The sequence below is a fragment of the Arthrobacter sp. AG1021 genome (assembly GCF_003633665.1).
GTDB classification, from domain to species: domain Bacteria; phylum Actinomycetota; class Actinomycetes; order Actinomycetales; family Micrococcaceae; genus Glutamicibacter; species Glutamicibacter soli.
In genome coordinates this window covers 537808-563847 of record NZ_RBLB01000008.1, presented here as the reverse complement: position 1 = coordinate 563847, position 26040 = coordinate 537808, and the positions used below count along the sequence as shown (strand labels likewise).

26 protein-coding genes and 1 other RNA gene are annotated in these 26040 nt (G+C 65.2%); 12 read left to right on the top strand and 15 right to left on the bottom strand.

The annotated features are described in order from the left end of the window. Positions 1–51: 51 nt before the first annotated feature. The 6 genes from DFO58_RS11115 (at position 52) to def (ending at position 6736) form a co-directional block, all read left to right on the top strand. The gene (locus DFO58_RS11115; protein WP_183043172.1) at positions 52–1038 is read left to right on the top strand and encodes an NAD(P)-dependent alcohol dehydrogenase; all 987 of its coding nucleotides are present in this window, start codon (positions 52–54) and stop codon (positions 1036–1038) included. 22 nt (positions 1039–1060) lie between these two features. Then, the gene (locus DFO58_RS18795) at positions 1061–1453 is read left to right on the top strand and encodes a DUF2306 domain-containing protein (RefSeq protein ID WP_220124921.1); all 393 of its coding nucleotides are present in this window, start codon (positions 1061–1063) and stop codon (positions 1451–1453) included. Continuing rightward, complete coding sequence (locus DFO58_RS18880; RefSeq protein ID WP_353580023.1) at positions 1351–1575, top strand: hypothetical protein; 225 nt, start codon at positions 1351–1353, stop codon at positions 1573–1575. The genes DFO58_RS18795 and DFO58_RS18880 overlap by 103 nt, the downstream gene beginning before the upstream one ends. A 252-nt stretch (positions 1576–1827) precedes the next feature. After that, complete coding sequence (locus tag DFO58_RS11105; RefSeq protein WP_147407269.1) at positions 1828–4539, top strand: helix-turn-helix transcriptional regulator; 2712 nt, start codon at positions 1828–1830, stop codon at positions 4537–4539. A 449-nt stretch (positions 4540–4988) separates the two neighbouring features. Continuing rightward, on the top strand, positions 4989–6137 hold the full coding sequence (locus DFO58_RS11100) for an acyl-CoA dehydrogenase family protein (protein WP_120990817.1): 1149 nt from the start codon (positions 4989–4991) through the stop codon (positions 6135–6137). 26 nt (positions 6138–6163) lie between these two features. Beyond that, a complete protein-coding gene (def, locus tag DFO58_RS11095; RefSeq protein ID WP_047119016.1) occupies positions 6164–6736 on the top strand; it encodes a peptide deformylase in 573 nt (190 codons plus the stop codon). Here def and DFO58_RS11090 read toward each other — a convergent pair. The 8 genes from DFO58_RS11090 to DFO58_RS11055 all read right to left on the bottom strand — a co-directional run bounded on the left by DFO58_RS11090 (position 6733) and on the right by DFO58_RS11055 (position 13375). Further along, the gene (locus DFO58_RS11090) at positions 6733–7776 is read right to left on the bottom strand and encodes a winged helix DNA-binding domain-containing protein (RefSeq protein ID WP_120990815.1); all 1044 of its coding nucleotides are present in this window, start codon (positions 7774–7776) and stop codon (positions 6733–6735) included. The genes def and DFO58_RS11090 overlap by 4 nt on opposite strands. 12 nt (positions 7777–7788) lie before the next feature. Continuing rightward, on the bottom strand, positions 7789–8415 hold the full coding sequence (locus DFO58_RS11085; protein WP_147407268.1) for a hypothetical protein: 627 nt from the start codon (positions 8413–8415) through the stop codon (positions 7789–7791). A 55-nt stretch (positions 8416–8470) separates the two neighbouring features. Further along, complete coding sequence (locus tag DFO58_RS11080) at positions 8471–8872, bottom strand: hypothetical protein (RefSeq protein ID WP_120990811.1); 402 nt, start codon at positions 8870–8872, stop codon at positions 8471–8473. 49 nt (positions 8873–8921) lie between these two features. Further along, complete coding sequence (locus tag DFO58_RS11075) at positions 8922–9335, bottom strand: hypothetical protein (RefSeq protein WP_120990810.1); 414 nt, start codon at positions 9333–9335, stop codon at positions 8922–8924. A 9-nt stretch (positions 9336–9344) separates the two neighbouring features. Beyond that, the gene (locus DFO58_RS11070) at positions 9345–9701 is read right to left on the bottom strand and encodes a hypothetical protein (RefSeq protein ID WP_120990808.1); all 357 of its coding nucleotides are present in this window, start codon (positions 9699–9701) and stop codon (positions 9345–9347) included. Positions 9702–9885: 184 nt separating this feature from the next. Then, entirely contained in the window at positions 9886–11343 is a 1458-nt protein-coding gene (locus DFO58_RS11065) for a glyceraldehyde-3-phosphate dehydrogenase (RefSeq protein WP_113607999.1), read from the bottom strand. Between the two features lie 186 nt (positions 11344–11529). Then, positions 11530–11886, bottom strand: an RNA gene (rnpB, locus tag DFO58_RS11060) — RNase P RNA component class A. 61 nt (positions 11887–11947) lie between these two features. Continuing rightward, a complete protein-coding gene (locus tag DFO58_RS11055) occupies positions 11948–13375 on the bottom strand; it encodes an NAD(P)/FAD-dependent oxidoreductase (RefSeq protein ID WP_120990806.1) in 1428 nt (475 codons plus the stop codon). Positions 13376–13501: 126 nt separating this feature from the next. Here DFO58_RS11055 and DFO58_RS11050 point away from each other — a divergent pair, with 126 nt between their 5' ends. Beyond that, entirely contained in the window at positions 13502–14290 is a 789-nt protein-coding gene (locus tag DFO58_RS11050; RefSeq protein WP_120990804.1) for a peroxide stress protein YaaA, read from the top strand. 7 nt (positions 14291–14297) lie between these two features. On the opposite strand, the gene DFO58_RS11045 is transcribed toward DFO58_RS11050, so the two are convergent. Beyond that, on the bottom strand, positions 14298–14690 hold the full coding sequence (locus DFO58_RS11045; RefSeq protein WP_120990802.1) for a VOC family protein: 393 nt from the start codon (positions 14688–14690) through the stop codon (positions 14298–14300). Positions 14691–14700: 10 nt separating this feature from the next. After that, a complete protein-coding gene (locus tag DFO58_RS11040) occupies positions 14701–15651 on the bottom strand; it encodes a Nif3-like dinuclear metal center hexameric protein (protein ID WP_082123888.1) in 951 nt (316 codons plus the stop codon). 131 nt (positions 15652–15782) lie between these two features. On the opposite strand from DFO58_RS11040, the gene msrA reads away from it, so the two are divergent. The 3 genes from msrA (at position 15783) to epsC (ending at position 18091) form a co-directional block, all read left to right on the top strand. After that, the gene (gene msrA / locus DFO58_RS11035) at positions 15783–16310 is read left to right on the top strand and encodes a peptide-methionine (S)-S-oxide reductase MsrA (protein ID WP_047120712.1); all 528 of its coding nucleotides are present in this window, start codon (positions 15783–15785) and stop codon (positions 16308–16310) included. Between the two features lie 97 nt (positions 16311–16407). Then, positions 16408–17343, top strand: a complete 936-nt coding sequence (gene cysK / locus DFO58_RS11030) for a cysteine synthase A (protein ID WP_047119006.1) — start codon at positions 16408–16410, stop codon at positions 17341–17343. Positions 17344–17506: 163 nt separating this feature from the next. Continuing rightward, a complete protein-coding gene (gene epsC, locus DFO58_RS11025; protein WP_053797996.1) occupies positions 17507–18091 on the top strand; it encodes a serine O-acetyltransferase EpsC in 585 nt (194 codons plus the stop codon). A 79-nt stretch (positions 18092–18170) separates the two neighbouring features. On the opposite strand, the gene DFO58_RS11020 is transcribed toward epsC, so the two are convergent. Further along, a complete protein-coding gene (locus tag DFO58_RS11020; protein WP_120990800.1) occupies positions 18171–19451 on the bottom strand; it encodes a dicarboxylate/amino acid:cation symporter in 1281 nt (426 codons plus the stop codon). Positions 19452–19590: 139 nt separating this feature from the next. On the opposite strand from DFO58_RS11020, the gene DFO58_RS11015 reads away from it, so the two are divergent. Further along, positions 19591–21852, top strand: a complete 2262-nt coding sequence (locus tag DFO58_RS11015; RefSeq protein ID WP_120990798.1) for an excinuclease ABC subunit UvrA — start codon at positions 19591–19593, stop codon at positions 21850–21852. Between the two features lie 103 nt (positions 21853–21955). Here DFO58_RS11015 and DFO58_RS18265 read toward each other — a convergent pair whose 3' ends face one another. The 4 genes from DFO58_RS18265 to DFO58_RS11000 all read right to left on the bottom strand — a co-directional run bounded on the left by DFO58_RS18265 (position 21956) and on the right by DFO58_RS11000 (position 25353). Continuing rightward, positions 21956–23098 (bottom strand): hypothetical protein, encoded by a 1143-nt coding sequence (locus tag DFO58_RS18265; RefSeq protein WP_147407267.1) that lies wholly within the window; start codon positions 23096–23098, stop codon positions 21956–21958. A gap of 137 nt (positions 23099–23235) precedes the next feature. Next, positions 23236–23844, bottom strand: a complete 609-nt coding sequence (locus DFO58_RS11010) for a class I SAM-dependent methyltransferase (RefSeq protein WP_120990796.1) — start codon at positions 23842–23844, stop codon at positions 23236–23238. Positions 23845–23887: 43 nt separating this feature from the next. After that, complete coding sequence (locus DFO58_RS11005) at positions 23888–24898, bottom strand: NADP-dependent oxidoreductase (protein ID WP_120990794.1); 1011 nt, start codon at positions 24896–24898, stop codon at positions 23888–23890. Positions 24899–24966: 68 nt separating this feature from the next. Next, a complete protein-coding gene (locus DFO58_RS11000; RefSeq protein ID WP_047118997.1) occupies positions 24967–25353 on the bottom strand; it encodes a DUF1304 domain-containing protein in 387 nt (128 codons plus the stop codon). A gap of 100 nt (positions 25354–25453) precedes the next feature. Here DFO58_RS11000 and DFO58_RS10995 point away from each other — a divergent pair, with 100 nt between their 5' ends. Next, complete coding sequence (locus DFO58_RS10995; protein ID WP_053798004.1) at positions 25454–26038, top strand: TetR/AcrR family transcriptional regulator; 585 nt, start codon at positions 25454–25456, stop codon at positions 26036–26038. Positions 26039–26040: the final 2 nt, after the last annotated feature.

Here is a 26040-nt window from a genome sequence, read left to right as displayed (position 1 = left end):
ACCATGCCCGCGCCACGGAGCCTGGGCCTCCCATACCCTTTTGGAGTTCCCATGCGTGCACTACTGCAGCCCGTCTACGGCGAGGCCCACACCCTGACGATGGGCGACGTGCCCGTCCCCGAGCCGGCCAGGGGCCAGGTGCTGGTCCGGGTGGCCGCCGCCTCGGTCAACGCGGCCGACGTTTTCCTCATGCGCGGCGTGCCCCGCATGGTGCGGCTGGGCCACGGGCTGAAGCGCCCGGCCCGGCGCAGGCTCGGCCTTGACCTGGCGGGTGTGGTGGCCGGCGTCGGCCCCGGGGTCATTCGCTGGAAGCCGGGCGACCTGGTGTTCGGGCAGGGCCTCGCCACCCTTGCCGACTGCGCCCTGGCCAGGGAGCACCAGCTCGCACCGCTTCCCGACGGGATATCCCCGGAACATGCCGCGGCCGTTCCAGTTGCGGGTACCACCGCGCTGCGCGCCGTCGACGTCGCGCGGGTGGCCCCGGGCCAGCGGGTTGTGGTGACCGGAGCGGCCGGCGGGGTCGGCCAGTTCACCGCGCAGCTGGCGGCGCTGCGCGGCGCGGAAGTCATCGCGGTGTGCTCCGGGCGAAACATCGAGCGGGTGCGGTCGCTGGGGATCGAGCACGTCCTGGACTACGCAACCACGAGCCCGCTGGACACGCCGATTCCCTACGACGCAGTGATCGACAACGCGGGCGCCGTGCGCATCCGCGACTGGCGCCGCGTCGTGGCGGCCGGCGGGTCCATCCTCCCCAACAGCGGAGTTCCCGGGCCTGACGGCGGCGCTCTGATGCGCGTGTTCAAGGCCCAGTGGTACGGGCTCATCGCTTCGCAGCGGGTGCGCGTCTTCACGGGGAAGGTCACCGCGCCGGCGCTCACCGAGCTGGGCGTGCTGCTCGCCGCGCAACGCATCTCTCCGCTGCTGGACACTATCTACCCGCTGGAGCAGGCACCGCAGGCGCTGGCCGCGGCGGGCACCCACCACGCACGGGGCAAAATCGTCATCTCCATCTCGCCGCTGGAAAGACACGCGTCATGAGTAGGCGGAGCTTGTCGGCGGGATGGTGTTCTGCGGGCTCGGCGCGTTCCAATTCCTGCGCGGGCTGCGCGACCGGCATCCGCGGTACCACCGGATCGCGGGCCGGATCGTGCTTCCAGCCGGGTTGGCGATGGCGTTGAGCGGACTGTGGATGACGCAGATGTACGACTTCGTGCCCGAGCAGAGCTGGCCGGTGCGCGCGGTGCGCCTCCTGTTCGGATCGGCCACCGCCGTCGGCCTGGTGCTGGCGCTGGCGGCGATGCCGCCGAGGACCTTCAAGCCAGCGTGGCCCCGATCCTGCTCGCCTGGGCCATTCGCGAGGGCCGGACCATCGCCATCCCGAAAGCCTCAACAATTGCGCATGTTGAAGAAAATGCAGCGGCAGCCGCGTTGGAGCTCACAAGCCGCCATTTAGAGGTCATTGACCCTGCGTTCCCCACCTGTGCGGGAAACACCGTTGGAAATGTTATGGGTGCTAATCCGAAGGTTCGAGAAACTCATTTGAGTCAGTTGACGACAACTTTTCGAGAACATTGAATTTGGATTAATTTCACGCAAATCGAGCTTTTTTGGAATGTTACGAAGAAAAGCCTTATTGTTTCGAACATGTGAGGAATTTCAGCGTCTGGTTCGTGCACGGCTTTGCCGCTATGAACTTCTGAGTTTTGCGCGCGTATTTTCGCCAACTGTCGAATAACCGGAAAATCCTAGCCGTTGACCGGGACATTATTGCTAGTAAAGTCGCTACTGAATACCCTCAAAACTACTTGGGTTGCGAGGCAATGCTACTTGACCGGCTCAACCTGGGAGTTTGATATTAGTAGGATGACTGGCTTCCATATTGAGCGCCGAGACATACTGCCTTCCCGTGTCAAAGCGCTGTACACGGCACTCGAAGCAGCACGCACCGGCGGTCCGATATTCATCATCGGGGACGTCGGGTCTGGACGCACGACGTTTTCGCTGCAGCTGATGGATCGCATTGAATCCAATTTCATTTGGATTGTCGGTTCCAAAGCGCTGAGCTCCGTTCCCTTTTCCACGTTGAGCGTCCTCGCGACCCAACTGCCCAACGGATCCACAGGCACGTCGCCCACGGAGCTGGTCACGGGCATCGGCCGAGCCACGAGCGAACGCACCCAGTGGATTTTCCTGGACCAGGCGGAATACGTGGATCAGCAAAGCGCCGCTGTCCTCAAGCAGTTCGCTACCGCCGGAAACATTCGCCTGGTGGTCGCCACGGCGGCAGTACGTTCGCTGCCCTCGGAGCTGCGCTCCCTGATTTCCTCCCCGAGTTTCATGCGCATAGAACTTGCGCCCCTCTCCTACGACGACGCGAACCTGATACTCTCCGAGATCCTCGGCGGCGCCGTCAATTCGAGCGCAGTCACTTCGCTGCTGGAATTCTCCGGCGGACATGCGCTGCATCTGCGTGAGCTGGCCCTTGATGCCCAGTCCACCGGGGCGCTGACCAAGCAGCAGGACTACTGGACGCTCAACAGGGCCTGGACACCGCATGGGAAACGCACCACGGACCTGATCAACGCCCGCTTGAGCGACCAGCCGGAAAACGTCAGGGAGACCCTGGAACTCCTGGCGGTCACGGGTCCGGTCACTCTGCCGGTGGCCCGCAAACTCATGGGCCAGTCAATCTATGATGCCATCGACGCCGACTTGGTCCGCCTCGACCTCGTTTCGGAGAACCCCATTACCGGCGAGCGCACGGAGCGCGTCCGGCTGGGGGCGGGGCTCTCCTCGCAACTGGTTTTCAGCAGTTTCGATTCGTCCACGCTGCGCCGGCATATCAAGACCATCGAGGAGAAGCTGTCCTGGGAACTTTTCGACTCGGCCTCGCGCAGCCGGTTCACCAGGCATCGGCTGGAGATGGGGCTGACCGTTCCGATTCGCGAGCTGCTCTTTGATGTCGAGCAGTCAACCAGCGCGCGGCAGTTCTCGCAGGTGATCGCGTTGACCGATTTGCTGGACCAGCAGCGAGTCGACTCCCCCGACCAGCTGGAATCGTTGCTAATTGCCCGCGCGGATGCGTTGTATGAGCTTGGCAAGCCGGAGGCCGCATTGGCCTTGCTGCAGGAGCACCTGCCAACGGGTTCGCCGGAGATCCGCTTTGTCGCCGCTAAGATCGCTTATGCAAGTCTAGGGCGGCTCGCAGTGGCTGAGCAGATCCTGGAACCCCGCCCGGGCGATCCGCCAGGCGTTGCCGCGTATCTGCTACTGATCCGCTCGCGGGCCAATAAGGTTGTTGATATCGCGTCCTTGCGCGAGTATGCGTCGATGCCCGAGCTGCGCAGTGAAGGTCGGGCCGCATGCCTGGCCCATGTGCTGATCGAGAAGTCCTACGCCGGGTTGGCCGAGGAGGCGATGGCCGAGTACGTCCGGATTTCGTCCTCGCCGGAGTGGAAGACGTGGCCTGCATCGGTTCGGTCCGAACTGGTCTTCGCGTTCCCGACGATCGCGTTCGCGCTGGGGATGAATCCTGCGCAGTTTGCCCAGTTGACGGTAGGTGACGATCTCAAGGAGGCGAACGCCGATCACGGGAACGTCATGGTGAGCATCGGCATGGGCTATCTGGAGTCCGGGTTGGCTTCGCAGGCCTTGGCTGCGTTGGAGCAGGCCATCGGCTTGCTGTCGGTGGGCGACCCGTATTTGGTCAAGGGGTTTGCAGCGGCGTTTGCCGCGTATGCCGCCTCCCTGCTGGGCGACCGGTCCAAGGCGTCGTACTACCTGGACATGTCGCGTGCTCAGCCCGAGGTTTCGGGTCAGATCCTGCGCCCGATCGCCGAGCGTTCGCTCCTGTCGGTGGTTTTGGATCTTGAAGGCGAGCAGGCCGCTGAGGAGTATCTGCACAAGCTGCTTGCTGAGGCCGAAGGATTCGGCCGGAAGAACCTGGTGATGCGCCTGCTGCTCGAAGCGTGGCAGTGCGGGCTGCTGACGGATGTTGCCAGATTGTCGGAGGCTGCCCTCGACGTGCAGGGGCCGCTGGCGGCGACGCTGGCGGGGTATCAAGCGGCGCTTGAGGATCCGGCGGAGCTGAATGTGGGACAGCTTGTGCAGGCCCATGTCGATGGAGGGCAGCTGCTGCTGGCTGCCCAGCTGGCGGCGAGCGCCGCGGAGCGTGCTCGGGTTTTGGGTCGGCGCACGGTGGCCACTCATCTGCTGGGGCTTTCGGTGGAAATCGCCCAGCCGCTGGAACAGGTTAATACGCCGGCACTGGGTCGGGCTCGTGTTGATGAATCGCTGTTGACGGCTCGTGAATTTGCAACGTGCATCCGTGCCGCATTGGGGGCGAGCAATCACGAGATCTCCCAGGAGCTGTTTTTGTCCCCGCGTACGGTGGAGGGACACCTACAGCGCTCGTATGCGAAATTGGGTATCACGGACCGTCGGCAACTGCTGGCGGAGCATGTCGCGACGGATGATGAAGTGCTCCAGGCCACAGAGCATACTCTAGCCCTACCTATTTCCGAGCGATGGCCTACCTAGTCGTCTGGTTTTGTTCCTTAAATGTCCATACTTACGCATATGATGATTCTTGTTCGATCAACCTATGCGATGGGTTCTTGGGGGAATCACAGTAGTTGATGGAGCGGATCACGGGATTTTCGATTGCAATCACTCGCAATGAGCGCATATGACTCCCACCGATACAGACCGGTGCCAGCATCATTGATGCTGGCACCTTGTCGTTAAGCTTTGTGACGCCATGCCACGCTCCATATTCGAAGCTATGTTCGAATCGGTGGTTCGAAGGTGTCTAAACCCGCGTTTTTCGAGACTTATTGCTTTAAACATGACGTAGGCAACAGATTTTCGGTCGTAAATAGGCGCATGTCAATGGGTGAGACCATAATGGAAGTGAACAGTTCGGCAGGTCATTGCACGTGGCCTGCCCCGAACCAGCCCCTCGCCCCTCGTCCGAAAGGCGTCCCTCCGTGAAACGCGCGCTCTTTGAAGAAGACCACGAACAGTTCCGCGAACTTGCCGTTGAGTTCAACGCCCGGCAGATCGCCGGTAAGTATGCGCAATGGGAAAAAGAACACCAGATTCCCCGCGAGGTGTGGCAGTCCGCCGGGGAGAACGGATTGCTCGGTCTTGCGGTGCCGGAAGAGTTCGGCGGCATGGGCATCGACGACTACCGCTTCCGCGTCGTGCTTGACGAGGAGTTCGTCCGCTCGGGGCACCTTGCGGTGGCCTTGGCCCTGCACCTGCATGACGACCTCGTGCTCCCCTACCTGCTGGCCTACGGGTCGCAGGACCTGAAGCAGCGCTGGCTTCCGCGGTTCGTGGACGGATCCACGATCACCTCCTGCGCTTTCACCGAGCCGGGTGCCGGGTCGGATCTGCGAGGGGTGCGCACCAAGGCTGTGCGCGACGGGGACGACTGGCTGGTCAGCGGCCAGAAGACCTTCATCGGCAACGGCGCCTACGGCGATGCGGCAGTGGTGCTGGCCCGCACGGACGGGCAGACCACGCGGGCCGGGGAGGATTCGTTCACCCTGTTCATGGTCGAGCGTTCCGAGGGCTACTCGAACGGGCAGCCATTCGACAAGATGGGCCTGCGCGCTTCCGACACCGCAGAGCTGTTCTTCGACGAGGTGCGCGTTTCCGACGCCGATCGCATCGGCGAGGTCGGCCAGGGGCTCGCCTACGTCAAGGAGCAGCTGCCGCAGGCGCGCCTGGCGATCGCAGTAGCGGCCAGCGCCATCTGCACCGCCGCATTCGACCAGGCCCTGTCCCATGCCGGCGAGCGCTCCGCCTTCGGCCAGGCGCTGACCGGCTTCCAGAACACCCGTTTCGAGCTGGCGGACCTGAAGACTGAGGCGCATGTCACCCAGGTCTTTGTCGATCGCGCGGTCCTCGCGTTCAACGAGGGCGAGCTCGACGCGCAGGAGGCGGCCGAGGTGAAGCTTTGGGCTAGTGAAAGCGCGAAAAAACTCACCGACAAGGCCCTGCAGATCCATGGCGGGTACGGCTACATCATGGAGTACCCGATCGCGCAGTCGTTCACCGCATCCCGCTTGCTGACCATTTTCGGTGGCACAAGTGAGATCATGCGTGAAACTATTGGACGAGCACTCTAAGCACTTTTTGGAAAGGAACTGATCACGTGCCAATTCGGCAGATCACAGTCTACGGGGAACCAGTCCTGCACAAGCGTGCCGTGGAGGTGACGCAGTTCGACGACGAGCTTCGCCACCTGGTGGCGGACATGCACACCACCATGGATGCCGCGCACGGCGTAGGCCTGGCCGCTCCGCAGATCGGCCTGGGGCTGCGCATGTTCACCTACGTCTACGCGGACCAGGACGATGCCCCGGAGCGCGGCGTGGTGATCAACCCGAAGCTGACCCTGTCCAAGGTGTCCCAGGGTGTTCCCGACGCCGAGGACGATTCCGAGGGCTGCCTGTCGGTGCCGGGGCTGGATTTCCCGCTCAAGCGCGCCGACTACGCCAAGGTGGAGGGCTTCGACGAGTTCGGCAATCCGATCTCCTTCGAGGCGCACGGCTGGTTCGCCCGCATCATGCAGCACGAGTACGACCACCTGGACGGCCTGCTGTACGTGGACAAGTTGCAGCCGCGCTGGGAGAAGCGCTGGAAGAAGGCCAAGAAGTCCCTCGGCTGGGGCGTGCCGGGCAATACCTGGCTTCCGGGCACCGATGCGGACCCGTTCGGCCACTAGGCCCTGAACTCCAGATACCGCTGATGCAGCGCCGCACCGAGTCGATCGGTCGGCGCTGTTTGCGCGTTCCACGGCCTTTCGGCCTTGCCCGAACGCAGCCAGAAGGGCTTGACCATGCCGTTGCTGCCCGGGCCGATCTGCGCGCGCAGCCGCTCGTCGGCGACCAGCGAGCGGTCCGCGTAGGACAGGTAGTACTCGTCGAAGTGCCCCAGCAGGCGCAGCGGAAGCCTGGAGGGAAGATCCGCCGCCAGCGCCGGGCAGGCGAAGAGCAGGTAGAGCTCCTCGCCGCGGGTGTCCCGCCCCACGCAGAGCAGCTCTGAACCCAGCTCGGCGGCCGCCGTCTTGAGCTGCGTGAGCGTCTGCCCGGTATACCAGGCGGCATCCCTGATGCTGGCAGGTCCATGGCCCGCCAGATAGCGCCTGAGCAGCTCCTGCAGTGGCTGGGCGGGCTGGAGGTCCGGTGCGGCCAGGCGATCAAGCAGGATGAAGTCCTGGCCGGCGAGCCCCGCGACCTCGGGAACCGGCCCCAGGCACAGCAGGCCCTCCATGACCAGGCACATAAGCAGGTGCACCCCGCGTTGCGCGGAGGTCTGGATTCCGCGCTCGTTGAGCATGTCGAACAGGCCAACACGGCTCGCGTGGCCCCGCTCTTCCAGGTGGGCGGCGATCAACGTCCCGGCGGCGTCGATGTCGCCCGCGGTGATCTGCAGTTCGCGCAGGCGCGAGCCCATGGCCTTGAGCGTGCGCTGGCGTGTGGCCCGCACCAGCCACCGCACGTCGGCGGCGGCGCAGATATGCAACGTGCCGCGCATGGTCCAGGAGCGCACCAGTTCCCCCGAGGCGAACAGCGCGTCAATGCGCACCCTGCCGATGCCCTTTCCCGAACGCTGGGCGAGCGCGTAGCGCCCGGCGGCCAGGTCCTGGGATTGGAGCGCCAGCATGCGTTCCGCGGCCGCGGGGATGGAGCCGGCAGGTTCCAGTAGCAGCTGGTTCGCCATGCGCAGCTGAAGGATGCGCCGCGGCGGCAGGTGCTCGGTCATCGAGATCGCATCCTATGCCAGCGGCGTGCGGATCCACTCGGCGAGCGCCTGCCTGAGCAGGGACCAGCTGGCGGCGGTGTCGAAGGAGGTCACCAGGTGCGAATCGCTGAGTTTGTGCATGCAGTACCCGGCCCAAGGCACCACCGTGAGATCCGTCAGCCCACGCTCCCACGCGGCGACCAGCACCGGTTCCACCTGGGGGCCGCGCAGCACCGGGTCGAGGTCGATACTCAGCAAGGGATCGAACATTTGTTCCCATTGCTCGAATGCGGTGAGGTCGATCCCCTCGCGTCCGTACTGCGCGGTCCAGGCATCGTTGTCGGTGGCGCGGCTCGCTGCCGTGGTGAGGGCCGCGAGTCCGGGGACGCGATGGGCGCCGTGCGCCTTCACGCCCCAGGCGTTCGACCAGGTGCGAATCCACCGCCGCTCCCACAGGATCCGTGCGGCTTCATCCGGCATGGCGGAGGACCCCGTTTCGGGAACCGGGTTCAGCTCGGGCAGGGCGAGGTCTTCAGCGAGGCCCCAGGCCTGCCGGATGAACAGCAGCATCCGGATCGGCTGCCCGTGGTCGTCCATGGCCAGCGACATGTCCGCAGGCCACGAACTCTGGCGCAGGGCCGGGTTCGTTGATCGCATCATGCCCCGAGCTTGGCACAGGACGCCTCCACTGGCAACAGATTTCCGGCCGCCGGGACTATGTCAGGCTCCACCGGTTCCGGCCCAGGCTCCAACGCCGCCCCTCCAGATCGATATGCACCGTGGTCTTTGCTCCCGGACGCAGAAAGCGCCGGCGTTGTTCAATGCGCGCCTCGCCGCGAAGATAGACCCGCAGCGCGCGGCAGAGCCTGCCGAGGTCGAAGTCCGCGTCGGATTCGTCATCCAGCAGCGCGCAGTGGACGCCGAGCTCCGGTATGAATGCCTCCAGCCAGACGCCGTCGAGACGGATGAATGCGGTGCGGCTCGGATCCGCAGTGCTGCCGACGAGCACCGAATACCGCGGCGGGTTCTCGCGCAGGTCGGTTTCCAGGACGCTGAAGCCCTCGGCGAAGGTCGCCGCGACGACGCGATCCAGCCGCGTGGTGAGCTCGTTTGGCATGCCACCAGCCTACCTCCGCCTCCGACGCAGCCTCGGGTATTCCGGCGGGTCAGGGATTCGGCACCCGGGAGACGCTGCGTCCGATCTGCCATCGCTGCCCGTCAGCCTCAACGTGGACTACCGGAGTCGTCCCGGAGCGGAACAGCCGGCACCGATGCTCAAGGAGGGTGTTCCCCGCAAGGTAAACGCGCACCATCCGGCACAGGCGGTGCAGCTCGGCTTCCTTGCCGGCCTCGTTGTCATCATCGTCAACAATGCCCGTCCGCACATCGTGGTCCGGGAAATCGACGTCCAGGTGGATCGGGTCGATCCAGATCACCGCGGCGAGACCGGTCCCGCAGTTGCGCACCAGCACCGAGTACTGCGGCGGGTTCTCCCGGGAGGCGTCCTCGACCACGATGAAACCCCGGCCGAACACCTCCCCGGTGACCCGGCACAGCATGGATTTCAGATCGATCGGCATTTCCCGAGTCTACAGCGGGCCTGCGGCCCTCCGGACCCCGCTGCCCGCGGTGCTCAACAAATAGAACAACCCCATGGCCATGCAGATGCCCAGCGTCAGATAGGCAGAGAGCAGGACGGCCGCCGCGGCCAGCACGTAGATGGGCATCGATACCAGGCCGCGCAGCAGGATCGAGCGCGTCTGCCGGGCATCAAGCGTTTCGCGCAGCAGGTGCGGGCGGCGCTTGGGCAGGTGGTATTGCAGGGCGAAAAAGACCAGGGAGGTTAGCAGGAACGATCCGGCGTAGATCACGGCTGCCAGCACCCCGTCGGAAAAAGCCTCGACGCGTCCAGTCCCGCTCAGCTCGGCGCCGTGTCCCGGTGCCATGGCAGCCCCCTTGCCGCATTTCTTGCCCCGATGGGTTGCGACTCTACTCCTTGGCGGCCTCCGCGGAGCCGCCGGCACCGGATTTCCCGCGCGGGACGCGTCCGAAGGACGCCAAAGGGGCCGCACCCCGCGTGCCGAAGCACGGGTGTGCGGCCCCTTGGTGGAGCGTATCGCTGCGAAGAGACTAGGCGGTGACTGCCTGGGCCTTCACTGCAGGCACCGCTGCCGGGTGGGTTCCGGCCATGGTCTCGATGACGCGGACAACCTGGCAGGAGTAGCCGAACTCGTTGTCGTACCAGACGTAGACGACGGCGTTCTTGCCGGTGGCGATGGTCGCGAGGCCGTCGACGATGCCGGCGCGGCGCGAGCCGACGAAGTCGGTGGAGACGACGTCAGGCGAGTCGATGTAGTCGATCTGCTTGTGCAGCTCGGCGCCCAGCGAGGTTTCGCGCAGGTAGTTGTTCAGCTCGTCCTTGTCGGTGGCGGTCTCCAGGTTGAGGTTCAGGATCGCCATGGAGACATCCGGGGTAGGAACGCGGATGGCGTTGCCGGTCAGCTTGCCTTCCAGCTCCGGCAGGGCCTTAGAGACGGCCTTGGCGGCACCGGTTTCGGTGATCACCATGTTCAGGACCGCCGAGCGGCCGCGGCGCTCGCCCTTGTGGAAGTTGTCGATCAGGTTCTGGTCGTTGGTGAACGAGTGAACGGTCTCGACGTGGCCGTGGATGACGCCGAACTTGTCGTTCAGGGCCTTCAGGACCGGGGTGATGGCGTTGGTGGTGCACGATGCGGCGGAGACGATCTTGTCATCGGCGGTGATGTCGGAATCGTTGATGCCGTGCACGATGTTCTTCAGGCTGCCCTTGCCCGGTGCGGTCAGCAGCACGCGGGCAACGCCCTTGGACTGCAGGTGCTGGGACAGGCCTGCCTCGTCGCGCCAGCGGCCGGTGTTGTCGACGACGATGGCGTTGTCGATGCCGTAGGCGGTGTAGTCGATGGTGGCCGGGTCGTTCGAGTAGATGACCTGGATCAGGGTGCCGTTGGCGAGGATGGTGTTGTTTTCCTCGTCCACGGTGATGGTGCCGTCGAAGCGGCCGTGCACCGAGTCGCGGCGCAGCAGCGAGGCGCGCTTGATGATGTCGTCATCCGAGCCCTTGCGCACGACGATGGCGCGCAGGCGCAGGCCGTAGCCGCCGCGCTCGATGAGGATGCGGGCCAGCAGGCGGCCGATGCGGCCGAAGCCGTACAGGACCACGTCGGTTGGCTCTGCGTCGGTGGCGCCGGCCTGGCCGACCTTGGCGCCCAGCTCAGCGGAGACGAATTCGGTCAGGTCGGCGGAGCCGGACTCGACGAACTTCTTGTTCAGGCGGCCGAGGTCGACGGAAACCGAACCAACGTTCAGGGTTTCAATGACATCGAGAATTGCCTTGGTGGCATTCAGGTCCAGCTCTTCACCGTCGATGCGGCGCACCACGCGGTGGGCCTTGATGATATCGATGGCGGACTGGTTGATCAGCTTGCGGCCGTAGATGGAGGTCACCACATTGTTCTTGCGGTAGAGACGTCCGATCAGTGGAATCATGGCCTCGGCGAGCTCTTCGCGCCCGCTCCATTCTTCCTGGGCAACGACAGACTGCTGGGTCACAGAGAATCCTTCCAAATCAGCCGGCTTGCAGATCCATAAAGCCGGTTGGCACCGAGAGAAGCACCATTGCTTTTGCGGTGGTGCGGGGTAACAGGATCATCCCCGCAAGTACGTTTTCCATTCTAGTCGGTGCACGGAGTTTCCACAGGCTTGCGCCTGTGAATCATCTCACCGTTCTGGAGTGTGCGAATGGGATGGCCGATACGCCGGGTTTTGTCCCGCCGAAGCGGTGACGGTCATCTATCTACGACTGCCGTTGCCGACAGCCTCTAGCGGTCCACCCGACTGCATGGGGCGAACAGCCCTCGTAACGCAGTCTGTCTGACCTTGCTCCGAGTGGGGTTTACCGAGCCATCCCGGTCACCCGGGATGCTGGTGGTCTCTTACACCACCGTTTCACCCTTACCAGGAGAACCTGGCGGTCTATTTTCTGTGGCACTGGCCTGCGGGTTACCCCGAGTGGGCGTTACCCACCACCCTGTTCTGTGGAGCCCGGACGTTCCTCGGGACAATTGCTTGCCACGCGACCGTCTGGCCATCCCATTCACCACTAGTCTAGTACCTTTGCGAACAACATCGTGTCCAGTGCCGCCGGCGAACTGGCTCACACGGGCTGCGGGTAGAAATAGTCCTCCAGCAGCCGCAGCCAGATCTCGCTGATGGTCGGATAGGCGGGCACCGCGTGCCACAGGCGTTCCATCGGCACCTGCCCGGCGATCGCGATGGTGGCGGCGTGCAGCAGCTCGGCGACGTCCTGACCCACGAAGGTCGCGCCGAGGATCACCGAGCGGGCCTTGTCGACGATAAGCGTCGCCCGGCCGGAATACCCGCTGGCATGCAGGCTGGCCCCGGCCACCGACCCCAGGTCGTGCTCGATGACCACGATGTCCAGGCCTTGGCTGCGCGCCTGCTTTGCGGTCAGCCCGACGGCTGCGACCTGCGGATCGCTGAACACCACCCGCGGCACGGCGCCGTGGTCGGCGGTCGCTGCCTGGGCGCCCCAGGGATCGTCGGCCAGCGGTTTCCCGGTGAGCCGGGCGGCGATCGCCCTTCCGGCGGCGCGGGCCTGGTACTTGCCCTGGTGGGTGAGCAGGGCGCGGGAATTCACGTCGCCCACCGCATACAGCCAATCGGTGCCGGGAACGAGCAGCGTGTCGTCGACCTCGCGTAGGGCCTCGGGCTGGATGCCGAGTTCCTCCAGGCCCAGATCGGCGGTGTTGGGTTTCCTGCCGGTGGACACCAGCAGTTCCTCGGCCTGCAGCACGGCGCCGTCCTCCAGCTGGACGCTGACCACGCCGTCGGGGCCGCGGTCCACGCGTGCCGGGGTGGCGCCCTCGCGCACGTCGACACCCCTGGCCTGCAGCGCCCGGGCCACCAGGTCCCCGGCATGGGGTTCCTCGGAGCCCAGCAGCCGGCCGCGGGCCAGCACCGTGACCTGGGCGCCAAGCGAACCATAGGCGAAGGCCATTTCGGTTCCCGCCACGCCGCCGCCGATGACGATCAGCCGGGCCGGGACCTGCTGGGCCGAGGTGGCCTCGCGGGTGCCCCAAGGCTCGGCGTCGGCCAGCCCCTCGATGGGCGGCAGCGCCGGGGCGGAACCGGTGGCCAGCACGACCGCGCGGGCGGTGTAGGCCTGCTCCCCCACCTGGACCGTGCGTTCCCCTGCCAGCCGGCCGTGGCCGCGCAGCAGCGTGATGCCCGCCGATTCCAGCCACTTGACCTGGCCGTCGTCTTTCCAGCCGCTGGTGAAGGCGTCGCGCCGGGCCAGCACGGCGGGCGCGTCGAGCGAACCGGTCAGCGCCTGCTGCGCGCCGGGCAGCCGCCGGGCCGCATCCAGCGCCTGGCCGCTGCGCAGCAGCGCCTTGGAGGGCATGCACGCCCAGTACGAGCATTCGCCGCCGACCAGTTCGGATTCGACGATGGCCGCCGACAGCCCGGCCCTGGCCGCGTAGTCGGCGGCGTTCTCCCCGGCGGGCCCGGCGCCGATCACTATGAGATCGAAGTCGGCCGCGGTCTTCGCTGGATCCTGCATGGTCCCTCCTTGTCCTGGGAGCGGCACACCCGCCCCTGGGGCCTCAGCCTAGTGAGACCGGGGCGTTGGCGATAGGGGCGCAGACGGATGCCCAGCCGGAGGCTCAGTGGCGATAAGCTGGAGAGCGTGCTTATTTTGCTGCCGCCTTCAGAAGGCAAGACCGCCCACGCCGCCGGAACCCCGTTCGAGCTGACTGAGCTCTCGTTCCCCGAACTGACCGCGGACCGCGAGCTGGTGATTTCGGCGCTGTCGAAGGTTTCCGCGCGCGATGACGCGCTGGAACTGCTCGGGGTCGGGGCCTCGCTGGCCACCGAGGTCACCCGCAATATCAAGCTGCACACCGAGCCGGCGGCCCGCGCGCACGACATCTACTCGGGGGTCCTGTTCGAGGCCCTAGGTTATGCGAGCCTGGATGAGGCTTCGCAGCGGCGCGCCGACGCCTCGGTGGTGGTGGTCTCTGCCTTGTGGGGCGCGGTGCGTTTCGGCGACCGGATCCCGCCGTACCGGCTGTCGATGTCGGTCAAGCTCGAGCCGCTGGGCAAGCTGGCCAGCTGGTGGAAAAAGCGCATGAGCGCGGTGCTCGACCAGGCGGCCGAGGGGCAGCTGGTCGTCGACGCCCGCTCCAGCACCTATGCGGCCGCGTACAAGCCTGCCGCCGGGAACACCGTGGCGGTCAACGTCTTCCAGCTGCGCAACGGCACCCCCAAGGTGGTCTCGCACTTCGCCAAGCACACCCGCGGCGAGGTCGCCCGCTTCCTGGTGCAGCAGTCCCAGGCGCCCACCACGGCGCAGGAGCTGCTGGAACTGGCCTCCACCAAGTGGGAGGCGAGCCTTATCGAGGACAAGAAGGGCACCGCGCTGAACATCCTGCTTCCGGAGAACCACCAGTTCACCACCGTGAACAAGGTGGCCTGAGCGCGGCTCAGCTGCCGGGCGCAGAAGCGACCAGCTCGACTTCGAATCCCGCTTCGTCCGCCAGGTAGGCGGCATAGTGCTGCCGCCCGCCGGCATACGGGTGGCGGTCGGCGAACAACAGGGTGAAGCCGTGGGCCAGCGCGTCGGCGGCCAACGCCTCGACCTGCTGGGGGCTTCCTGCCTGGAAGGCCAGGTGGTTCAGCCCAGCCCGGGTGCGCTCGTGGGCGCCGGGCGCCACGTCGGGCCCGGATTCCAGCACGATGTAGAAATCCCCGTGGCGGTAGCTGACCCCGGCATTCCAGCGCGATTCCAGCTCGAATCCCAGGTGCAGCAAGAGCCAGCCCAGCGACTTCTCACTGGTTTCCAGGTCCTGGACCCACAGCTCCAGATGATGCAGCATCGGCGTCCCCTTAAGGGGTGAGGATGAAGTCCCAAGGGTCGGAATTGACTTGGGAAACCTCGATCTCGACCTCGTGGCCCAGATCCCGCAGCACGTTGCCCAGGGCCTTGGCCGCGGAGGACAGCCACACCCACTCGGAGGCGAAGTGCGAGACGTCGATCAGGTACGGGAAGCCCGACCCGGCGGCTTCGCGCGCCTCGCTGGCCGGGTGGTGGCGCAGGTCGGCGGTGACGTAGACATCTGCCTGGTGCGAACGCACCGCATCGAACAGCGAATCCCCGGCCCCGGAGCACAGCGCGACCTTGCGCACCAGCCCGGTGCGGTCGCCGGCCACGCGGATGCCGCCGGCCACGGCCGGCAGCACGGTGTAGACGCGTTCGGCGAAGTCCTCCAGCTTCATCGGCTTGTCTAGGAAGCCGACCCGGCCCAGCCCTTCCTCGGGCAGTCCGTCCTTGGATTCGACCAGCGGCACGCAGTCCTTGAGCCCGAAGGCGTCGGCCAGCGCGTCGTTGACCCCGCCCACGGCGCTGTCGGCATTGGTGTGCGCGGTCAGCAAGGCGGTCCCGGTCTCGATGAGCCGGTGGATCGCCTCGCCCTTGAAGTTGGTGCCGGCCACCTGGGTGACCCCGCGCAGCAGCAGCGGGTGGTGGGTGATCAGCAGGTCGGCGCCGCGGGCGATCGCGTCCTCGATGACGGCGAGGGTCGGGTCCACGGCCAGCACGACCTTGGACACCGGCGCGCCGGTGCGCCCTGCCACCAGTCCGACAGCATCCCAGTCCTCGGCCAGGGACTGCGGCCAGAGTTCTTCGGCTGCCTCCAGGACGTTGCCCAGGGTCGCAGCGCCGGCGCTGGCGCGCGCCTGCTGGTCCGCCGGCTCCTCGGCAACGGGCTTGAGCGCAGGAGGCGCCACCGCGGCATCTTGAGGCTGGGGTTCGTGCGAGTTGTTTGCCTTGCTCTGCATATGCCAAGCCTACGCGCTGGAACCGGCGATGGAACAGAATGCAACGCCGCGACGTTGGGATGTGTGTGAGTACTCTGAGCATTCAATCGCCCCATCATTTCACTGCCAGCCTGGACGTCGACGGCAAGCGGCTGACCACCTTCGTGCTGGCCGGCGGCTGCTTCTGGTGCCTGGACGCCGTGTACCAGCGCACCAAGGGGGTGGCCGCGGTCATCTCGGGCTACATCGGCGGGCATACCGCGGATCCGGACTACTACCAGGTGTGCACCGGAACCACCGGCCACGCCGAAGGTCTCGCGGTGATCTTCGACGAAGACGTGGTGCCCGCGGAAATCATCCTGGACATGTTCTTCACCATGCACGATCCGACCACCCTGAACCGCCAGGGCTACGACGTGGGAACCCAGTACCGCTCGGCCATGTTCCCGCTGGACGCGCAGCAGCGCGCCACCTTCCAGAAGGCCATCGACAAGTACGCGGGCCTATACCCCGATCCGATCGTCACCGCAATGGAAGAGTCGAAAGATTTCTACCCGGCCGAGGAAATCCACCAGGATTACTACACGAACAACTCCCGGGCGGGCTACTGCCGGGTCATCATCGACCCAAAGCTCGCAAAAGTCAGGAAATATTACGCTCAATGGCTAAACGAGGCCTGAGCACCCACCTGCCCTACTAGTGTTGGATATGAACCATCCGCGGTCAGCGCACCGCGGAACACGCTTGCAGACAAGTCACGTAAGGATTGCATAGAAGATGGCCAAGATCTACAACAATGTCACCGAAGTAGTTGGCGGAACCCCGCTGGTGAAGTTGAACCGCCTGAGCGAAGGCCTGCCAGGCAACATCGCGGTCAAGCTCGAATTCTACAATCCAGCCAACTCGGTCAAGGACCGCATCGGCGTGGCCATCGTCGACGCCGCCGAGAAGTCAGGCTCGCTGAAGCCCGGCGGCACCATCGTCGAAGGCACTTCCGGCAACACCGGCATCGCCCTGGCCATGGTCGGCGCGGCCCGTGGCTACAAGGTCATCCTGACCATGCCGGAGACCATGTCCACCGAGCGCCGCGTCATGCTGCGCGCCTTCGGCGCCGAGATCGTGCTGACCCCGGGTGCCGACGGCATGCGCGGCGCGGTCGAGAAGGCCAAGGAAATCGTGGCCACCACCGAGAACGCCATCTGGGCCCAGCAGTTCGCCAACGACGCGAACCCGCAGATCCACTCCGAGACCACCGGCCCGGAAATCTGGGAAGATACCGACGGCGCCGTGGACGTGCTGGTCGCAGGCATCGGCACCGGCGGAACCATCACCGGCGCCGGCCGCTACCTGAAGTCCAAGAAGGCCGACCTGCAGCTGGTCGCCGTGGAGCCGAAGGACTCTCCGATCCTCAACGGCGGCAAGCCGGGCCCGCACAAGATCCAGGGCCTGGGCGCCAACTTCATCCCCGAGGTGCTGGACACCGAGCTGTACGACGAGGTGCTGGATGCCAGCATCGACGACTCCGTCGCCACCGCCCGCGCGCTGGGCGTGAAGGAAGGCATCCTCGGCGGCATCTCCGCCGGCGCAGCTGTCTGGGGCGCCCTGCAGGTCGCGGCCCGCGAAGAGAACGCCGGCAAGCTGATCGTGGCGATCATCCCCGACTTCGGCGAGCGCTACATCTCCACCCTGCTCTTCGACGACATCCGCGGCTAGCCTGCCCTGCGCGAGATCTGAAAAGAAGTTCGCCGAAAAGTGAATAAATCGGCGCGAGCCACCGTTGAACCTTAAAGGGTTCGCAATGGTGCGGCTCGCGCCGATTTGCTGTGTGACATCTGTATTTCCGTCACGAAAACGACCAACCACTAAGGTAGAGTTCATGAGTTTCTTCTCCCGGCTACGTGAAGACCTGGCCACCGCCCGATCCCATGATCCGGCCGCGCGCAGTGACGTGGAAAACTTCTTCGTGTATTCCGGCCTGCATGCGATCTGGATGCACCGGCTGGCCCACCGCATGTGGCAGAACCCCGCGCTGCGTTGGCCAGCGCGCTTGCTCTCGCAGGCGAACCGCGCGATCACCGGCATCGAGATCCACCCGGGCGCGACCATCGGCCGCCGCTTCTTCATCGACCACGGCATGGGCATCGTCATCGGCGAGACCGCCGAGGTGGGCGACGACGTAATGCTGTACCACGGGGTGACCTTGGGCGGCCGTTCGCTGGCCAAGGTCAAGCGCCACCCGACCATCGAGGACCGCGTGGTCATCGGTGCCGGCGCCAAGGTGCTAGGCCCGATCACCATCGGCGCTGATTCGGCCATCGGAGCGAACGCCGTGGTGGTCAAGGACGCGCCGGCCGGTTCCATCGTGACCGGCATCCCGGCGCAGAACCGCCCGCGCACCCCCGAGCAGCGCCAGCCGGCCGTCGATCCGGCCGAGTACATCGATCCGGCCATGTGGATCTAGCCTGGGGCAGCGCCACAGCGCCAACGGCACAGCGCCGGTACCCACTGGGTACCGGCGCTGTGCCGTTGGCGCTGGTGGACTACTCGCCGAGCAGGTGCGAAGGCTTCTGGCCTTCAAGCAGCTCCACCGACTCGTCGGACGGATCCTGCGCCTGGACGCCGAGCTTGCCGCGGGTCAGCTTGTTCATGATCATCGCGATCGCGCCGTCGCCGGTCACGTTGGTCGCGGTGCCGAAGGAGTCCAGCGCGATGTAGGCGGCAAACATCAGGCCGACCTCGACCTCGCCGAAGCCCAGCATCTGCTGCAGCAGGCCGGCTGCCGCGGCGATCGCGCCGCCGGGGACGCCCGGCGCGGCGATCATCATGACGCCGAGCATCAGGATGAACGGCAGGTAGGAGCCGAAGGACACGTCGCCGCCGGTGAGCAGCAGCACGGCGATGGAGAAGCAGGTGATCTTCACCATCGAGCCGGACAGGTGGATGGTGGCGCACAGCGGCACCACGAAGCCTGCCACGGCGTCGGCGACCTTGTTCTTCTTGGTGGAAGCGAGGGTCACCGGGATGGTGGCGGCGGAGGACGAGGTGCCCAGCGCGGTGAAGTAGGCGTCGCGCATGTTCCACAGCGCCTTGAACGGGTTCTGCTTGTTCATCGAACCGGCGATGGCGTACTGCAGCAGCAGCACCACCAGGGTCAGCGCGAAGGAGACCACGGCGACCAGCAGGAACTTCTGCACCACGACCACGGCCGAGCCGCTGGCCGAGAGGTCAAGGAAGATGCCGAAGATGAACAGCGGCAGGGCCGGCACGATGATGCGGCGGATGACGCCCTCGATGATCGCGCGGAATTCAACCACGCCGCGGAACAGCACCTTGGAGTGGAAGGAGGTGATGCCCACGCCCACCATGAAGGCCAGCACCAGCGCGGTCATCACGCCGAAAACCGGCTCCAGGACGATGGCGGTGGCCGAGTCGGAGGCCGAGGCGGTCAGCGTCACGAAGGGTTCGAAGCCCGAGCCCTCGCCCTCAGTGATGGCTTCCACGCCGCCTCCGGCCAGCGGGCCGCTGAACAGCCAGATGCTGGTGAAGTAGGCCAGCAGGCCGGCGGCGAAGGTCGAGCCGTAGGCCACGACCGCGGTGAGGCCAAGCCACTTGCCGGCGCCCTTGCCGAGCTCCGCGATGGCCGGGGCGACCAGGCCGAAGATGATCAGGGGCACCACGAAGCCCAGGATGCCGGAGAAGATCGAGTTGTAGGTGAGGAAGGTGCTACCAAGCCAGAGCGGCATGACCGGCCCGAGCAGAATGCCCGCCACGATGGCCAGGACAATCCAGCCAAGCAGCGGTATCGATTTCAGCAGCTTCATGAGGTTCCTTTGGGGTGAGAGGTCAAAGCGATGCGATGCGCCCGCGGATTGTGTCGCAGCGCACCAAACAATGATAGAGGGTGGCCGGGGCGCACCGAAATTTCCCCGCGCGGGTCCGGTGTTAAGTAGGCTGGTTTCCATGACCCAGCACCCGGCAGACACCCACGACACCATCCGCGTCCGCCAGGCGCGGGAGAACAACCTCAAGGGCGTCGACGCCGACATCCCCAAGCGCCGCATCACCGCCTTCACCGGGGTCTCCGGCTCCGGCAAGTCCTCCCTGGTCTTCGGCACCATCGCCGCCGAATCCCAGCGGCTGATCAACGAGACCTACACGGCGTTCATCCAGTCCTTCATGCCCTCCATGCCGCGCCCCGACGTGGAGGTGCTGGAAAACCTGTCCGCGGCGATCGTGGTGGACCAGGAGCGCATGGGCGCAAACTCGCGTTCGACGGTGGGCACCGCCACCGACGCCTACTCGCTGCTGCGCGTTTTGTACTCGCGCTACTCGGTGCCCAGCGCCGGCGGCGCCGGGGCCTACTCCTTCAACCTGGGCGAGGGCGCCTGCGCGGTGTGCGAGGGCTTCGGCACCGAGGCGAGCATCGACCTGGACGAGCTGCTGGACTGGGACAAGACCCTGAACGAGGGCGCGATCACCGCCCCGAACTTCGCCCCCGGCGCCTGGCTGTGGCAGACGCTGACCGCCGGCACCCAGGCGGACCTTGACGTCAAGCTGCGCGACATGCCTGCCGACATGCTCGACCGGCTGCTCTACGACCAGGCCGGGAAGGTGAAGCTGAACGGCGCGAACATGAGCTATTCAGGGCTGGTCACCCGCATCAAGTCCAACTACATCCATTCGGGCCGCGAGATCAAGCAGGCGCACATCCGCGACTGGATCGCCCGCATCTCCACCACCGCGCCGTGCTCGGCCTGCGGCGGCTCGCGGCTGGGCGAGAAGGCCCGCGCCTCGAAGATCAACAACCTGGGCATCGCGGACATGACTGCGCTGCAGGTCTCGGACCTGCTGGCGGAACTCGACCAGCTGGACATTCCGGCCGCCGCTCCCCTGCTGGCCAACCTGAAGGCGGTGCTGGAGGCGATGGTGCAGATCGGCCTGGGCTACATCTCGCTGGACCGTCCGGCCGGGACCCTTTCGGGCGGCGAGGCGCAGCGCGTGAAGATGATCCGCCACCTGGGCAGCGCCCTGTCGGATGTCACCTACGTGTTCGACGAGCCCACCGTGGGCCTGCACCCGCACGATATCCAGCGCATGAACCGGCTGCTCGAAGACCTGCGCGACAAGGGCAACACCGTGCTGGTGGTCGAACACAAGCCGGAGGTCATCAAGATCGCCGACCACGTGATCGACCTGGGCCCCGGGGCCGGCGTGCATGGCGGCCAGGTCACCTACAGCGGCGACGTGACCGGACTGCTGGCCAGCGGCACGCTGACCGGCAGGCACTTCTCCACCCGCATCCCGCTGAAGGCTTCGGTGCGCCCGGGGCGCGAGCCGCTGCCGATCCGCGGGGCGCACCTGCACAACCTGAAGAACGTGGACGTGGATGTGCCCACCGGGGTGCTGTGCGCGGTGACCGGGGTGGCCGGCTCGGGCAAGTCCTCGCTGATCCATTCGACGATCTCCAAGCGCGAGGACGTGGCGGTGGTGGACCAGTCGGCGATCCGCGGTTCGCGCCGCTCCAACCCCGCCACCTACACCGGGCTGCTGGAACCCATCCGCGCGGCCTTCGCCAAGGCCAATGGGGTGAAGCCGGCGCTGTTCAGCGCCAACTCGGAGGGCGCCTGCGAGCACTGCGGCGGCGTGGGCTTCACCTACACCGACCTGGTGTCCATGGCAGGGGTGGCGCTGCCCTGCGAGATCTGCGAGGGCAAGCGCTACAAGCCCGAGGTGCTTGAATACACCCTGGAGGGGCTGAACATCGCCCAGGTGCTGGACCTGAGCATCGAGGCCGCCGCGCAGCGGCTGAAGATCACGAAGGCCGCCGCCATGCTTGAACGGCTGAACCAGGTGGGCCTTGGCTACCTGAAGCTCGGGCAGCCGCTGAATACGCTCTCGGGCGGCGAGCGCCAGCGCCTGAAGCTGGCGATCAACCTGGGCAAGGGCGCGGGCACCTACGTGCTGGACGAGCCGACCACCGGCCTGCACCTGGCCGACGTGCAGCGCCTGCTGGCCCTGCTGGACGAGATGGTCGACGAGGGCAACACGGTGATCGTGATCGAGCACCACCTTGCGGTCATCGCGCACGCGGACTGGGTCATCGACCTGGGCCCGGGCGCCGGGCACGAGGGCGGCACCGTGGTCTTCGAGGGGACCCCGGCCCAGCTGGCGGCCGCGGGCACCCTGACCGGCAAGCACTTGGCCGCGTACGTGGAAGTGTAACTACATTTGTTTCCGTTGTGCCGAGCTATTGGTAGAGCTGCTCGGCACAACGCAAAGGAAACGTTGTGGGGTTCAACGCGGCTCGGCGATTCGACTTCATCGCTCAGAGAGCAGCAATTTTGGGCTCGCTATCCCGCAAGTGCTTCAACGACATGCAAATAAGTTCGACTAGATCACCAGCTGAAGCATTGGAAAAGTCGATGCTTGCAATAGCCTGAAACCTCAGGGCTCCATCTCCATAGAATCCGGGATTCGTCTGTCGTCTGCTATTTCTCCTTCCACCTTCCAGGGCAGAACCAGCGAAGCCATGGGTCAAGACAAGTTCCCAATCGCCTTTGGGCTTCGGGCGACTTGGCTTGGTTCGATAAATCAGATCGGCAAGTCTACTATTTTCTATCTGGAGTTTGGCATGAAGAGATCCAAAATCAATGTCCTCCTCCATTGAACGGGCCAGGGCATAAGCAGCTCGGCGAAGAGATTCGCTTTCCTTTTCGCCTGTTTCTGGTTTGAAATCTACGCCAATGCGTAGTTCACCACCTGGTTTGGATTCCCACCAACGAACTTCGGCAATAAATCGCTGTCCCAAGTTTCCGTTCCGCATGGGTGACCATGCCTGGATCAGTGGCAGACCGCCACCGCTTGTCGTTCCCGCAAAAGCTTGCAGGCCCATTCCAATAAGTTTTTCCGCCATTCGACGAGTAACAATTCGGGCTAAGAACTTTTGATTCAGCACTTCTACAGGCATGCGTTCGTCAGAATCGGAAGGCGCTAGCACACCAGAAATTTTCTCATCCCAATCATGGATCACAGCTACGGTTCTCTCTGCGAGAAGACGTGCGAATTCGTCCTGTGACTCAGTCCAGCATCCGATCAACTCACCTAGACTAATGAATTGCCAGCGCGCATCGAGTGGGTCGATTCGCTTCGAATCGGACTGAAGCGCAGCCATGAATAGCTGAATCTTTTCTGGCAGCTTCTCATACTTTGCCTGCTGGTCTTCGGACAGGAAATGCCCTAATTTAACCTCGACGATGGCACTGTTCGTGGCAGAGGTCACGAGCAGGTCGGCATTGTTCGCCCCCTTGGCTTCGCGGCTAATGTTTTCAGGGACAAACCCAATGAGACCCAGCCATGGCGAAGCATCCCGATCGGTCAATTCCTGAATAACGTCAGAAATATTTGTCTCTTGGGAAACTAATCGTCCTATTCCGCGGTTCGGAATCCAAGGATTCTTGTTCTTTTTCATTTCTGGATTCTCTCATGCAAACCCTGAAAAGAAACAAATTATGAATCCAGAGTGATTTAATCCGATCGTCAGTTCGCTAACTACACGGATTGAATCAGTTCGAACCATTCCTGCCATTCAATACAATGACCTAGCCACTAGTCGGCGCTGAGCACCGCGACCAGGAAGTCGCCATTCGGTGCATGCAGCTGCCAGGTGGAATATTCCTGGTCCACCGACAGCCCGGCCCGCGCAGCGTCGGCGCGGAAATCATCGAACTCGTAGCCGCGTCCGGCGCCGAAGCCTACGACCAGGCGGCCTCCCTCGGCCAGTCGCCCGCGCAGCCGGGTCAGCGCCGGGAGGCGCTCGCCGGCGGCCAGGAAGGTCAGCACGTTGCCGGCGCAGACGATCAGGTCGAACTCGGTCAGCTCCCCCGGGCCCTCGGGGAGCGTGAAGTCGGCCAGGTTGCCCTGCTGCCAGCGCACGAACGGATAGTCTTCGCGGGCCACCTGGATCAGCTGCGCATCCAGGTCCACACCAAGCACCCGGTGGCCGTGTTCGGCCAGCCAGCCGCCGATGCGCCCGGTGCCGCAGCCGGCATCCAGGATGCGCGCACCGCGGTCGGCCATGGCGTCGATCATGCGCGCCTCGCCGTGGATGTCGCGGCCCTGTGCGATGAAGCCGCGCCAGCGTTCAGCGTAGTTCGCCGCGTGGTCGGGGTTGTTGCGGCCGGCCGCAAGCCAGAGGTTTCTTTCAGGACCAGTCATGTCCCCCAGTTTCCCACAACCTGCGGTCCGCCCAGGCCTGCGGCTAGATGCGCACCAGCATCTTGCCGGTGTTCTCACCCTGCATCATGGCGATGAACGCGTGGACGGTGTTCTCGATCCCGTCCACGATCGTCTCGTCGTAGGCGATCTGTCCGTCGGTGAACCACTGGCCCATGCGCTCGGCAAATTCGCCGGAATGCTGCAGGTAGTTGGCCAGCGTAAAGCCCTGCAGCTTCAGCCCGCGGGTGATCAGGTTCGCCATGTTGCGCGGGCCGGGGGCCGCCTCGGTGGTGTTGTAGCTGGAGATCGCTCCGCACAGCGCGGCGCGACCGCCGTCGTTGAAGTTCTCCAGTGCGGCTTCTAGGTGCTCGCCGCCGACGTTGTCGAAGAACACGTCGATGCCCTCGGGCGCCAGGGATGCCAGCTGGCCGGCGACGTCCCCGTCCTTGTAGTTGAAGGCCGCGTCGTAGCCGTACTTTTCGGTCAGCAGCGCGACCTTCTCCGCGCTGCCGGCGGAGCCGATGACGCGCTTGGCGCCCAGCAGCCGGGCGATCTGCCCGGCGGCGGTGCCCACCGCGCCGGCGGCTCCGGAGATGAAGACGGTGTCGCCCTCCTTCATCCCGGCGATCACCGTGAGGCCGACCCAGGCGGTCAGGCCGGTCATGCCCATCATGTGCAGCCGCAGCGAGCTGGGCACGCCGGGGATTTCCGGGACCGCGGTGAATCGCTCGGCGGTATCCTGGACGGTGTCGGACCAGCCGTGCTGGTGGGTGACCAAGGTGCCGACGGGCAGCGTGTCGGACATCGATTCGGTGACCCGGCCGACGGCGCCGCCGGTGATCTGCTCGCCGATCTGGTACGGGGCGACATAGGAGCGTGTATCATTCATGCGCCCGCGCATGTAGGGGTCCACGGAGATGAACTCGTTGCGCACGCGCACCTGCCCCGGCGCCAGCTCGGGCAGTACGGAGGTGCGGAACTGGAAGTTCTGCTCGGTGGGCCAGCCGGTCGGGCGGGAGGCGAGCAGGATCTGGGTGCTGGTGGTGTTGGACATGGGTGGATGTTCCCTTTCTGTTGTCAGGTAATCCGGAGATTGCCCGGGTCGGCAAGTTGATCGGTGCGCTAGAGGATCAGTCCGAGGGCCAGGAAGATGAGTCCCAGCAGCGGCAAGGTGCCCTGCTTCAGGGCTGCGGCTGACTTCTCCGGGCTGGAGATGGCCAGCACGAGGGCCGCGAGCAGCATGGAGCCAAGGCCGGTGAACACCAGGGCCGAACCCACGGCCGCCTGCCCGGCGAGCTGGAAGACCAGCCCGGCGAACACGGCAATCGCCAGAAACAAGTTGTAGAAACCCTGGTTGAAGGCCAAGGCCTTGGTGGCATGGGCTTCCGCGACGCTGGTGCCGAAGACCTTGCGGGTGGCGGGTCGCTCCCACCACAGCGACTCCATCAGGAAGATGTAGACATGGAGCAGCGCGGCTGCAAGCGCAAGGACCTGCGAAATGATGATCATGAGTGCGCCTTCCCTCGGCGGCAGGTGCCGCGGACCTTTATCTGTAACGACCATTTCAATATATACTGAAATGGTCGTTACGAAAAGGGAAAGGACTGTGATGGCTCGAACACTGGCCTTCGACCGCGCCGAGGCGGTGCGCCGGGCGCGCTCCGTCTTCTGGTCCCGCGGCTACGAATCGGCATCCGTCCCGGAGCTCGAAGCGGCCACCGGGCTGAGCCGTTCGAGCATCTACAACTCCTTCGGTTCCAAGCGCGGCCTGTTCGACGCGGCGGTCGACAGCTATCTGGAGGAAGTGGTTCGGCCGCGCCTTGCAGACTTGGCCGGCACCGCGGTCTCCGCCCACGCGCTGGACGAGTACTTGGCCGCGACGCAGGAAATTTTCCAGAAGCCCGAGTCGCTTCCGGCCGCCAACGGATGCCTGCTGATCAACAGCGCCAACGCGCCGATCGCCCGAGACGAACACGTCAGCGAGGCGATCAGCGCCTACCGCGCCGAACTGCACGCCGCGTTCTCCCGCGGACTGCGGGCCGCGGCCCCGGGTCTGGATGAACAGCGCCATGAGCTGTTGGCCGAGGCGGTCACCGGATTGGTGGTCGCAGCCTTCGCCCTGGTGCGCATCAGCCCCGTGGAGGCCGCGCGGCTGATCGAGTCGGCCCGGCAGCTGGCGCAAACCCGCGCCTAGGG